The organism is Staphylococcus sp. FSL K6-0223, from assembly GCF_038008285.1.
In genome coordinates, this window is record NZ_JBBOYX010000003.1 from 331,273 (window position 1) to 343,119 (window position 11,847).

An 11,847-nucleotide genomic window follows, 5' to 3' on the forward strand; every position below is an offset into this window, starting at 1 on the left:
TTTCATGATATACTAAATCCTGCTAGGAGGAATAGTATGAATAACTTTACACATATAAACGAACAAGGGAACGCTAAGATGGTTGATGTTTCTGACAAAGAAGTAACTAAACGTCAAGCATGTGCCCATTCAAGTATTACTGTAAATGAAACGATTTATAGGCAAATTATCGATAATACTAATAAAAAAGGTAATGTACTCAATACTGCACAAATAGCAGGAATTATGGCTGCTAAAAACACATCTACAATTATACCTATGTGCCATCCTTTACCTCTAACAGGTATAGATGTCAATTTTGAATGGGATACATCTCAAACACCTCATTATATATTGAATATCACTGCAATTGTTTCAACAACTGGTAAAACGGGCGTTGAAATGGAAGCACTCACTGCCGCATCAGCAACAGCTTTAACTGTTTATGATATGACTAAAGCAGTCGATAAAGGGATGGTCATTGGTCAAACCTATTTAGAATCTAAGTCCGGTGGTAAGTCTGGTGACTATCAAAGAAAAGTATGAGAAATACATTCATGTCTTGATTGTTGATTGAAATAAGGGATGGTAATGTAAATCAATGTAGTTTACCTGCTATCCCTAAATCTTTATTCACTATTATTTCGTTAATTCATGAACAAGGTGATTTAATTCAGGTTTAATTAGTTTTTCAATTGCAAGTTTGACTGCCCCAGTTGATCCAGGTAAAGCAAAGATTAATTTATCTTTTGCTGTGCCTCCAATAGCGCGTGATAATAATGCGCGTGTACCCACATCCTCTGTGTAACTTAAATAACGAAATAATTCTCCAAATCCTTCTATTTCTTTAGTTAATAGTGGTCTTACCGCTTCAATCGTAACATCTCTTTGAGAAATACCAGTACCACCTGTTGTAATAATGACATCTATATTTTCATTGTCTTCTAACCATTGTTTTATCTGTAATGTAATTGCATTTTTATCATCTTTAACAATCTTATAATGGTGTTCTTCTATACTTACATTAATCTCTTTTAGAAGTGATTGAACTAATTGCCCGCCTTTATCACTATCGAAATCCCTTGTGTCAGAAACAGTTAGTATTGCTACATTAATATTTCTTTCTAATTGAACATGTTCATGTTGATGATTGTTCATGATAATTCACTCCTTTATTATCCAAACAATTGATTAATTAATTGTATCGCTTGTTGAGGTTGAGTCATATTGTGAATAAGGAACCTACCCCCATTGAATGCAACAATACGATGACCCCTAAATTTAAAAATAGTCATATAATGATTCGTGCGATAATGTATATGATGCTGTTCTAGAAAGGTAGTAAGTATTTCCTGAGAAATATTTTTATTCTTATACTGTACTGTATCTCGCCCACAAAGTGTGGCATAATTTTGGCGTTCCTGATTTAAATATGGAAAATGAGGGCGACTACCGCATGTCGGGCATTGATCTTGATGCATTTTACTAAACCCAATCCTATAATGATCACCTTCCCATATATCTCCATAAGTCAACTGAGGCTTAATATCATGACCTGTTAGCAACTTTAATGCGTCTTTTAATTGAAGACTTGTAGTCATAGTCACCGCAGGTTGAATCACGCCTACAGTATCACATGTTAAATTTACTGAAGGCAATTGAGGCATAAGACAATTAAAACAAGGTGTTTGTTCTGGGATAAATGTAGCCTCGGCGTAAGTACTTTGAACTACTCCACCATATATCCAAGGAATATGATGCTTATAAGCGAAATCATTGATTAATTGTCTTGTATCGAAATTATCAGTCGCATCAAATATTAAATCTACTTCTTTACCATGTTGTTCTAAAAAAGGATAATCCACATGTTCTATCCATGCCTCAATAACGACATCATTACGTATTTGAATTAGCCTGTTCTTTGCAGCTATCACTTTAGGTAATGCTTCATGTGCATCATTTTCTGTGTAAAGTGTTTGTCTTTGCAAGTTACTATATTCAATGTAATCTCTATCAACTATAGTTAATTTACCAATGCCTGCTCTAACTAACCCTTCTGCCAAGTGCGTACCCAATGCGCCCATTCCAATAATAAGGCCATGTTGATTTTCAATCTTTCTTTGTCCTTCTTGCCCAATATGTTTAAATAACATTTGCCTAGAATAACGTTCTTGATTCATATTGGTTATCCTCTCATCAATATTTGTTTCTATTATAATGTCTATTTTTATAAGTAACAAAATTTATACACACAAACACCTCTCCCATTACAGAAAGAGGTGCTAATGTTCATTTATTCGTTGCCAATATTTACAATTTCGTGTGCCATCTTCTTAGCTTCATAATTTGAATGTGTAACAAAAATAATAGGTATCTTCCACTCATCAAATATCTTTTGCACTAGTGCAATACTCTCATCCTTCGTCGCATCATCTAAACTTGAGAAAGGCTCATCAAGTAATATCAAATCAGGCTTCGTACTTAATGAACGTGCTAATGCAACACGTTGCGCTTCTCCACCAGATAAAGTCATTGGATATTGAGTAACTAAGTGAGAAATGTTTAGTGTCTGAATTAAATTATTTATATGCTCAGATGGTTCAGTCATAAAAGTGATATTTTTATACACGTTCATATTTGGAAAAAGCTGATAATCTTGAAATAGATATCCAACATTGCGTTGTTGAATTTTGACATTAATTTTATTTTCCGTATCAGTCAAGATACGATTATTCACTTTAATTAGTGCTCGGTCAGCTTTCTTTAAACCAGCTATGATATTTAGTACAGTAGTTTTACCTATTCCCGACGGACCTCGAATGGCATATATTTTAGGGATTTCATCATTAATGTCGACACGGATATTGATATCCTTTAATAAGTATTCTAATTGAATCTTCAACATCTAATCGACCTCCCTATATTTATCATGATTGATTAAATTAATCGTAGTAATAACGACTACAGAAAAGGCGACTAGAACGAGTACCCATAGCCAAGCTTCATTTTCCTTACCTTGTTCAACTAAGAAATAAATTTCAAGCGGCAACGTATTTGTCTTATTAGGAATATATCCAGCCACCATTAACGTTGCACCGAACTCACCAATCGCGCGAGCAAAGCTCATCATAATGCCTGCTAATATAGAACGTTTGGATAAAGGTAATATCAATTTGAAAAATATTTTAGTTTCGCTTGCACCCATTGTACGCGCAGTATTTAGCATTTTCTTATCTATCATTCTAAATCCACCAATTGTATGTTGATACATTAGAGGAAAACTAACAATGACAGATGCAAGTACTGCACCTGTCAAAGTAAAAACTACTGGTAAGTGTAGAATATTGGTAAAGAACTGACCTATAGGTCCTTTTGTTGAAAAAACTATTAATAATATAAAACCAAGTACTGTAGGTGGAAGTACTATTGGTAATATTATAAAACTTTCAAGGATTTTTACCCAATGCCCTTTTTTGTTAAATAACCATTTGGAAACAAATATTCCTAAAATTGTTACAATAATTGTACTTGTAATCGCGACACGTAATGATATCCAAAATGATGTTAAATCAGGCATAGTTTAAAACTCCTTAAGCCGAGAATTGGTATTCTTTGAGAATTTTTTTAGCTTTATCAGATTTTAAGAATTTCATCCATTCTTTAGCTAGTTTCTTCTCAGAAGTTGCACCAGCTTTATAAGTGATTGGTTTACTTAATTTAACTTGTTCAATCTCTTTTACTTTATCAGTCTTTTTCTTTTGATTGTATAAGTCAGTTTTATATACAAAACCTTCTTGTGCATTACCTTTTTCAACATAATTCAATACTTGTTTAACGTCTTTGGCATTAATAATTTTATCTTTTACTGAATTATATAAATTATTATCTTCTAAATATTGTTTAGCGTACTTACCTGCTGGTACAGTTTTCACTTCACCTAAAGCAAGTTTATCACCATCTTTTAAATCTTTAACTGATTTATAATTCTCATCCTTGTCACCAATTAATACAAGTTTATTTTTAGCGTAATTATACGTATCATGAGCTTTCTTCTTGTCTTTTAATTGATCCACATCTTTAGTGTTTGCAGACATAAATACATCAACAGGAGCACCTGTTTCAATTTGTTGTCTTAACGCACCAGAACCACCATAATTAAATTTAATATCAGCGTTTTTGTGATCCTTTTTAAATTCTTTCGCAAGTGCTTTACTAACATCAGTTAAACTCGCTGCAGCAGAGATTTGTAATTCTTGCTTTTTACTATTATCAGACGAGCTTTCATCTTTTTTATCACTATTTTTACTACTATTGCTAGAGTTCGAACATCCTGCTAACACTAGACACAGAACTAACATAGCAACTAAAAAATGTTTTATTTTCATAAACTAATCCCTCCACTCTATTTACATTATACTCTGAAGAAGAATCTTGAAAAGTCCTTTTTTGAAAAATAATTACAATTAATAGAACATTTGAATGAGCATTTTCTTTTATAGCTCTTACATTAATTATTAAAAAGTTTACATAAACAAAAGCATTTAAATTTTTAATATTTAGCATTATGATTGTATTATGACTAAAATGGGGAGCAAAACAAGATGAATAATGATGTTTCGAGTAATCAATCAATTATAAGATATGAAAACGGGCAATTATTTGAAACCGAAGACTTTTATGTTACAGAATTCCCTTTAACTATCATGGTTAACGGCGAAGAATTTGCTACTATTATTTGTAGCCCAACCAATATGGAAGAACTTGTACTAGGATTTCTCGCTTCGGAGGGAGCCATACTAAAGAGAGACGAATTAAAATCAATTCAAATTGATGATAGTAAAGGCTTTGCTCATGTAGAATTAACTAAATCATTGGGAGATCGTTTTGAATATTCTACGAAACGTATGATTGCTTCATGTTGTGGGAAAAGTCGTGAGTTTTACTTTCATAATGATGCCGCCATTGCTAAAACTTCGATGTCTAAAATCGAATTACATCCTCAACAGATTTTAAGGATGATGACTCAACTTCAAAGTGCTAGTGTAATATTCAAACAAACCGGCGGCTTACACAACGCAGCAATTAGTGATGGTAATACCTTTTTTGAACATAGACAAGATATTGGACGTCATAATGCACTTGATAAGTTATATGGTTATTGTATACAAAGACATATTTCGGTAAGAGATAAGGTGTTAATATTTAGCGGTCGTATTTCTTCTGAAATATTAATTAAAGCAGCAAAAATTGGCGTAGGTGTGATACTTTCTAAATCAGCCCCAACAACATTAGCTGTGCAATTAGCGAAAGACTTAAACATTACAGCAATTGGATTTATTAGAGATGGTAACTTTAATATTTATAGCCATCCAGAACGTATAAAAGGCTAGTGAAATATAGGAAATTTGTTTTTCCTAAATTCACTAGCCTTTTTATTAGATGTTTTCTTTTAAAATTTGATACCTAAAACCCAAATATGTATAACCTTGCTTTATGTACATATCCTTAGCTGTATCTTCACCATCTGCGACAAGAATTACTGGCTTGGTTTTAGCTAATTTACCGACGTGCGATTGAATTGATGAACCAATAGCTTTATGTCTGTATTGCTCCATCACACCTAATCCATCTATTTCCACCGTATGTGATGTAATAATTAAATCAACAATTCCAACAGGCTTTTTTCCTAAGTACGCAATTAACCTATTTTTTCCATCTGACAAGAAGCATTCCTTGATTTGCTTTGCACTTTCTTTGGCATACTGTTCTCCAAAAGGTAGAGCAAAGTAGTTATGAATATATACATAATCATCAATGTTTTGCTCTGTCACTTGCTGTATTATCACTTGATTATTTTGAGGCAATTGCCTTAGTTCATTAGCCTCTATTGCATACAATTCCAAAATACCTAGTTCAAAACCTTGTTGTCTAATAATATCTAACCATTGTTTACTAAGAACTTCATTTTCAGGAAAATAAAACGACAAATGATTTGAACCTTGGTTAAGATGATACCCCTGTTGCTCTTTCAAATCTTCAGTCCATTGACTTATTGTGGGCATTTTTTTATAGATCCATGTATTACTATCAAATTTAAGTGGATGTCCCGGCGTTAAGTAAATGATTTTACGGTTGTCTTCTGAATATTTCACACCATCGACATAGATATCATTTAACGTGATGTGAGTCATAGATTTCTACCTCGCAAAGTTTGATATATATTAATGTTATTGTATCAAACTTTTAAAACGAGTGTGATTTAAGATGGTCGCACCAATCAAGCTAGATATAATAGCTTTAATAATATCTCCAGGCATAAAAGTAAATGATAGTAAAAATGCCTTAGAAATCGATATATGTATAATGAATCCCATAATGATAGTACCGATGATATCTAATGCTAGAACCCCGATAATTAATGTAGTGACGAAGAGTATAAGGAAATTAATTTTCCCATAATAACGGTCTCTAATTAATCCAATAAAGTAAGCTATAAATGGATATAAAAATAGGAATCCTGCTGATGGGCCAACAAATACACCTATTCCTCCACGTCCTCCGGATAAAACTGGTAAACCTGTGGCAGCTAATAATAAAAAGACAATCACACTCAATGCGCCCATTTTACGCCCTAATATGATCCCAGCTAAAAAGATACCAATGTTCTGTAACACAATTGGTACCGGCATAAACGGTAAAGGCACACCAGGTACTAATCCTAAAATGCAAATAATGGCAGTCATCAAAGCTGTAAAAACTAAATTCTTTGTACTCACTTGTTCATCCTCCTTACATGAGAATGATTATAACACCAATGTAAACTTTAATAAATAAAAAGTTTACATATCCTAAAATTATTAATTCTACTTATTAAGCTTTTTTCGCTAAATAAGAGATATAATCGAAAAATGCATTATGTTCAACATAATTAACTACATTCACTTTACGCCCGTTATCATCTTTATAAGTCTTTCCTTGACTCGGCCCATGACTTATTACATTCACATTCATTTTTACTGATTTTACTAGTTTAGGCATACCAACATATGCAGTTGTTAGCACATCCCATAAAAAGTATGTAGAATTTGTAACGAAATGCGTTAATGGTGGTACTGCAGCATAACTTACTCCTAAAAAATCAATCCCTACAAATTCTCTCTCGTCCGCCCATTTTTGGCGCACATCTAATGTCAAAGGAACTTGATTTGTACTTTCTAAAGCCACCATATCAATCTTAAGATTACTATCGAACACCGTTTTAACCGCTTCAGGGTCCCAGAACGCATTCCATTCTGCAGTGCCATCGTGTTCTGGTTCTTCAACATTGCCTTTATCTAGAAAAGTTCCACCCATCCATACTAATTTTTCTACATTTGATAGGAATGATTGATCATGACGCATCGCTTTAGCTAAGTCGGTAAGTGGACCAGTAAAGAGTAATGTCACCTTTTCAGTACTTGCGTTTACTTTTTGGATTATATCTTCATAAGCTTCATAGTTACTTTCATTAGCTCGTTTAGGCGTTTGGCTTTCATTTAAAATTGGTAATGCATCCATAAAGAAGGCGTGCATTCTCCATTCTTTAGGAAATGGATTTTTACCTCTTTCGTAAGATGGTGCAACTTGTATCGATTGATTAGAAAATCGATTAATAATTTTTACTGATGCACTCAATGAAGGTTCAAGATAACAATCCGCTCCAATAGTACTCACACCAATTAATTCAACATCTTCCATTTGCAGTAATAAAAATAAAGAAATTAAATCATCAACTCCACCATCATGGTTAAAATAAACTTTAGTCATTATTATCTCTCCTCCATTCTTAATTATTATTTTATCAAAATTCTCATAGTGTATTAAAAACAGGTTGCCACTATTGTAGCAACCTGCAATATAACCAATTGATATTCGTTAATTCCCTTTTTGTATATTATTTTGCATCCATTAATTTTTTCTTCAAGTCTTTACGCATAAAGTCTAACGTATAAGGATCATTATACCAATAAGTTTCAGCTTTTACCTTAACAACGTGGCCTTTTTTAACTGCAGGTAAATTTTTCCAGATATTTGTTTTTTCATAACCTGGAGTAGATTTACCGGCACTTGTTGACACGATATAATCCCCTGCAACTTTCTCAATTTGCTCTTGATTTACTTCTGCCCAACCTGCTTTTTTAGTTAAATCATTTTGACCTTTAGACATCTTTAATCCGAATGCTTGATATAATACTTCGCCACCACGGCCCCAGTTATCACCGTATGTATATAATTTTTTATCAAATTCATCGAAGATTGAAACTGTAGCATCTTTACCTATCTTGTTCTTGATTTCTTTACCGTCTTTAGCTGTTTTTTCTTTCCACTGTTTTTCCCATTTTTTAACTTCGTCTTCTTTACCAAGTAATTTACCTAATTCCTCTTGTTGCTCTAGGTATTTATGCTTTTGGTAATTGAAAGGTACAGTAGCTGCAATTTTTTTATATTTTTTAATATTTTTATTTTGATCTAAAACGATGATTAAATCTGGTTTTTGCTTGGCAACTTTTTCAACATCGTCGTCTCCCACTTTAGTAACACCTTTAAATTTATCTTTTAAAATATGACTTTGATCAACTTGATTACTTACTGCAACGATATTTCCACCTAATTTTTTAATTCCACCTGCGTATGAAGGTGCAACAACTGCAATACGTTTTGGATCTTTAGGTATTTTAATTGTTTTACCATCATCTGTTTTATATGACTTAGTTTCTGCCTTTTTATCTGAGTCCTTTGAGCTGTTTCCTGAGTTGTTTCCGCATGCTGCTAATACTAGGACTAAGACAATTAAAGGTAATAATAATTTTCTCATAGTTCCCTCCTAAGTGATAACGATTATCAATTTCGTTATCAATTATACGAAAATCATTGTAGTTTTACAATAGTTTATTAAATTCATATTTTTAAAAATTAAAAAATACAACATGTTATCCGAGAACGATAACATGTTGTATTAAGACATCCCTTACATCTTACCTGTAATACTTTTAGCAATATTCGTATAAGCCATATCTTCCATAGGAGGATTATGCAATCCAGCCCTCATATCTCTATAATAACGTTGCAACGGTCGATCCATCTCTAAACTTTTAGCTCCAACGATTCTCATTGCTAAATCTATGACTTCCATTCCTTGATTCATCACCATTACCTTACTAGCTGAAGTTACATTCCAAATTTGCGCATCTTCTTCATATATTTGGTAACCTTGAGCAGTACTCCATAAGAAATGGCGCGCCGACAACAATAAACTTTCCATTTTACCTAAATTCTGCTGAACGGTCGGCAAATCTGCTATTGTTCCTTCAATGCTATTGGGGCTATAATTTTCCGCAAAATGAACTGCATAATCTCGAGCAGCTTGCGCAATACCCAAATAACAACTTGGTATATGAAGAATCCACCCATTCGGTTGAGGTTTACGACTAGCTTCAACAAAATACTCGTATGGTATATGAACATCATTAAGAACTAAGTCATGACTTTCAGTGGCACGCATTCCTACCATATTCCAATTATCAGCAACTTCAACGCCATCAAATTCTCGAGGTACTAAGAAGAATCCAACTGTATCGAGCTCTTCTACATAAGCTCCAACAATGTAATGCGTTAATGCTTTACTCATTGAGGTAAATGTTTTAACTCCATTTAGCACATAACCATTGTCTTCTTTAACAGCATGTGTACCTGGCCGCCCACCTCTAGTAGGACTACCGGTTTCTGCTTCGCTAACAGCACGATTAACTAGCGCTCCATTTACAATCTCATTCGCAAATGTATTGAGCATACTTTGCTCCCACATATTTTGTTCATATAATTGACCAACCACACTGAGATGCCATCCAATTGATAAAGCCGTTGCGCCATCTATTGCACCTAAATAACTTTGTAAGATGACCATATCTTCTATTGTTGCACCTTCTCCACCGTACTCTTTAGGTAAAGTCAATTTAGTATATCCCTCATCGACTAACCATTTTATATTTTCAAATGGAAATTGACCTTGAATATCATTTTCCGCAGCTCGTTGTTTAAATATATCTTCCACTTGTTTAAACTTTGCGATCCATCTTTTTTGAATTTCTGTGCGTACTAGAAACGACTGTACCACTTCTCTCACCTCAAATACATTCCCTTTTAATTAATCCTAGTTTAACACTCGACTTTTATATTTGAAAGTCTCCTTTTCTGAAAATGTTTCTCACGATTAAAATATATTTCCGAACCCTCTAAAAAAGCCTTGAATGATCTCCAAATTGTATCATCCAAGGCTTCATCTTCTACATCACGTAATTAATATTTAACACTTAACTTAGCGAACAACTTTCCTAAATCGAACTACATCTTCAGCAAAATAATTTAAGTGCGATGTTTCTCTCCTGCAAACAGCATCAACCACGTTGCTAAAATAAACGGCATGGTTAATGCAGGCAAACCAAAAGGTTCAAGCAACGTATTTAATCCAAGATGTATAAATACTGTTAACAATACACCACAACCTGTAACCAAATAGCTATTCATCGTTGTTTTAAAAGTAACACCTAGTGCAATTGCCGTTAAAACTAAATTATAGCCGAATAAACCTTCATTGATGTCTGTATAATTACCACCTAATAATCCAACGATGACGAAACCCACAAGATTAGCAATAACTGCGTAAATGCCAGCCTTCCTAGAACCTATAAATATACCAACTAGGATAAATAAACCACCTATAAAATTTGGTACAAGAAATACTTGGCTAAACCCTTCTATAAGAGATTTAAAAAATTGGATATGTTCATTCCCAAGATCAAATGACGCTTTTTTAATATGACCAGGAATGATATCTAGTTCAGTAGTTAAATGTTTAACTTGTCCAGGTATTAATACAGTAATCCAAGTCATAATGACAAAAGGTGAAGTTAGCATAGATACACCATATGGTTTCAAAAATTCTCTAATTGCTGAACCCATAGGTAGTGTTAATATTGTTGCAATTAACGCAATTAATACACCACTCCAATTATTGTCTATGAATAATATTAATGCTATAGCAGTTAGTACCGGACTAAATCCTGCTAACCCATTGTCAATTTCTTCTTGTGAGTAGTTCATATACGGTGCAAGAAAGTAAGCAATACTACTAGCAAGAAGTGCACTTAAACCCACTTTCCAATTCGCAACAAATAAACCAATCAATACTAATAAACCAGTCCATTTACTATTAATCAATAATACCTGTGCGATATTTTTCAATATTACTTCAATTGTTTTCAATTCTTTCACCTTAATTCTTAAAAATTTTAAGTATATTCTAGTGCTAAAATAAAATATCTTAAATATTAATAATCATTTTTCTAATAGAATATTTTTAAATATTAGATAAAAATTATATTCGATGTTATTTGTACACTAATTGTAAAACATCTTTATTAAAATAACAAAATTATCTTACCTCATTACTTGTTTATTCAATTAAATCGTTCTAAGATTAATTTTGCAAGGCAAATTTTTTTGAAAGAAGGGATTATTTTTGCATTTCACACAACGAGAGCAAGATAAGTTAATGATAGTTGTGGCTGCAGAAGTTGCTCGTCGCCGTAAAGCACGAAGCCTTAAACTCAATCATCCTGAAGCACTTGCTTTGATTAGTGATGAACTACTTGAAGGAGCAAGAGATGGTAAAACTGTTGCTGAACTAATGAGCTATGGCAAAACGATTTTAAATGAAGACGATGTCATGGACGGTGTTGCAAGTATGATAAAAGAAATTGAAATCGAAGCAACATTTCCAGATGGAACTAAATTAATTACTGTCCATCATCCGATAGTTTAAGGAGGACT

At 33.0% G+C, this 11,847-nt stretch carries 14 protein-coding genes; 3 read left to right on the plus strand and 11 right to left on the minus strand.

What is annotated here, in order from left to right; translation table 11 throughout:
* The first annotated feature begins 36 nt into the window (after positions 1–36).
* Positions 37–525 (plus strand): cyclic pyranopterin monophosphate synthase MoaC, encoded by a 489-nt coding sequence (gene moaC / locus MHI13_RS18935; RefSeq protein ID WP_047796580.1) that lies wholly within the window; start codon positions 37–39, stop codon positions 523–525.
* Between the two features lie 93 nt (positions 526–618).
* Here moaC and MHI13_RS18940 read toward each other — a convergent pair whose 3' ends face one another.
* The 5 genes from MHI13_RS18940 to modA form a co-directional block, all read right to left on the minus strand.
* Positions 619–1,137, minus strand: a complete 519-nt coding sequence (locus MHI13_RS18940; RefSeq protein WP_037550012.1) for a MogA/MoaB family molybdenum cofactor biosynthesis protein — start codon at positions 1,135–1,137, stop codon at positions 619–621.
* 17 nt (positions 1,138–1,154) lie between these two features.
* Positions 1,155–2,159 (minus strand): ThiF family adenylyltransferase, encoded by a 1,005-nt coding sequence (locus MHI13_RS18945; protein ID WP_064210197.1) that lies wholly within the window; start codon positions 2,157–2,159, stop codon positions 1,155–1,157.
* A gap of 113 nt (positions 2,160–2,272) precedes the next feature.
* Positions 2,273–2,884, minus strand: coding sequence for an ATP-binding cassette domain-containing protein (locus MHI13_RS18950; RefSeq protein ID WP_049428281.1), 612 nt, complete (start codon positions 2,882–2,884; stop codon positions 2,273–2,275).
* A complete protein-coding gene (gene modB, locus MHI13_RS18955) occupies positions 2,885–3,556 on the minus strand; it encodes a molybdate ABC transporter permease subunit (RefSeq protein ID WP_064210196.1) in 672 nt (223 codons plus the stop codon). It lies immediately after the preceding gene.
* A 13-nt stretch (positions 3,557–3,569) separates the two neighbouring features.
* Complete coding sequence (modA, locus tag MHI13_RS18960) at positions 3,570–4,364, minus strand: molybdate ABC transporter substrate-binding protein (protein WP_064210195.1); 795 nt, start codon at positions 4,362–4,364, stop codon at positions 3,570–3,572.
* Between the two features lie 216 nt (positions 4,365–4,580).
* On the opposite strand from modA, the gene fdhD reads away from it, so the two are divergent.
* Positions 4,581–5,369 (plus strand): formate dehydrogenase accessory sulfurtransferase FdhD, encoded by a 789-nt coding sequence (fdhD, locus tag MHI13_RS18965; protein WP_002432564.1) that lies wholly within the window; start codon positions 4,581–4,583, stop codon positions 5,367–5,369.
* A 45-nt stretch (positions 5,370–5,414) separates the two neighbouring features.
* Here the strand turns inward: fdhD and MHI13_RS18970 are convergent, their stop codons facing one another.
* The 6 genes from MHI13_RS18970 to yut all read right to left on the minus strand — a co-directional run bounded on the left by MHI13_RS18970 (position 5,415) and on the right by yut (position 11,280).
* The gene (locus tag MHI13_RS18970) at positions 5,415–6,170 is read right to left on the minus strand and encodes a GNAT family N-acetyltransferase (protein WP_064210194.1); all 756 of its coding nucleotides are present in this window, start codon (positions 6,168–6,170) and stop codon (positions 5,415–5,417) included.
* Between the two features lie 36 nt (positions 6,171–6,206).
* Positions 6,207–6,755, minus strand: a complete 549-nt coding sequence (locus MHI13_RS18975) for a biotin transporter BioY (protein WP_064210193.1) — start codon at positions 6,753–6,755, stop codon at positions 6,207–6,209.
* A gap of 94 nt (positions 6,756–6,849) precedes the next feature.
* On the minus strand, positions 6,850–7,788 hold the full coding sequence (locus tag MHI13_RS18980; RefSeq protein ID WP_193750976.1) for a nucleoside hydrolase: 939 nt from the start codon (positions 7,786–7,788) through the stop codon (positions 6,850–6,852).
* A gap of 124 nt (positions 7,789–7,912) precedes the next feature.
* Positions 7,913–8,833 (minus strand): ABC transporter substrate-binding protein, encoded by a 921-nt coding sequence (locus tag MHI13_RS18985; RefSeq protein ID WP_002432640.1) that lies wholly within the window; start codon positions 8,831–8,833, stop codon positions 7,913–7,915.
* A 153-nt stretch (positions 8,834–8,986) separates the two neighbouring features.
* The gene (locus MHI13_RS18990; RefSeq protein WP_023351291.1) at positions 8,987–10,132 is read right to left on the minus strand and encodes an acyl-CoA dehydrogenase family protein; all 1,146 of its coding nucleotides are present in this window, start codon (positions 10,130–10,132) and stop codon (positions 8,987–8,989) included.
* A gap of 248 nt (positions 10,133–10,380) precedes the next feature.
* A complete protein-coding gene (gene yut, locus MHI13_RS18995) occupies positions 10,381–11,280 on the minus strand; it encodes an urea transporter (protein WP_064210192.1) in 900 nt (299 codons plus the stop codon).
* A 256-nt stretch (positions 11,281–11,536) separates the two neighbouring features.
* Here yut and MHI13_RS19000 point away from each other — a divergent pair, with 256 nt between their 5' ends.
* The gene (locus tag MHI13_RS19000) at positions 11,537–11,839 is read left to right on the plus strand and encodes an urease subunit gamma (protein ID WP_064210191.1); all 303 of its coding nucleotides are present in this window, start codon (positions 11,537–11,539) and stop codon (positions 11,837–11,839) included.
* Positions 11,840–11,847: the final 8 nt, after the last annotated feature.

Bases quoted from the DNA above. Each gene is read 5' to 3' on its own strand.
- fdhD (WP_002432564.1), top strand. From the start codon at position 4,581: ATGAATAATGATGTTTCGAGTAATCAATCAATTATAAGATATGAAAAC.
- modB (WP_064210196.1), bottom strand. From the start codon at position 3,556: ATGCCTGATTTAACATCATTTTGGATATCATTACGTGTCGCGATTACA.
- MHI13_RS18950 (WP_049428281.1), bottom strand. From the start codon at position 2,884: ATGTTGAAGATTCAATTAGAATACTTATTAAAGGATATCAATATCCGT.
- MHI13_RS18945 (WP_064210197.1), bottom strand. From the start codon at position 2,159: ATGAATCAAGAACGTTATTCTAGGCAAATGTTATTTAAACATATTGGG.
- MHI13_RS18970 (WP_064210194.1), bottom strand. From the start codon at position 6,170: ATGACTCACATCACGTTAAATGATATCTATGTCGATGGTGTGAAATAT.
- MHI13_RS18985 (WP_002432640.1), bottom strand. From the start codon at position 8,833: ATGAGAAAATTATTATTACCTTTAATTGTCTTAGTCCTAGTATTAGCA.
- MHI13_RS18940 (WP_037550012.1), bottom strand. From the start codon at position 1,137: ATGAACAATCATCAACATGAACATGTTCAATTAGAAAGAAATATTAAT.
- modA (WP_064210195.1), bottom strand. From the start codon at position 4,364: ATGAAAATAAAACATTTTTTAGTTGCTATGTTAGTTCTGTGTCTAGTG.
- moaC (WP_047796580.1), top strand. From the start codon at position 37: ATGAATAACTTTACACATATAAACGAACAAGGGAACGCTAAGATGGTT.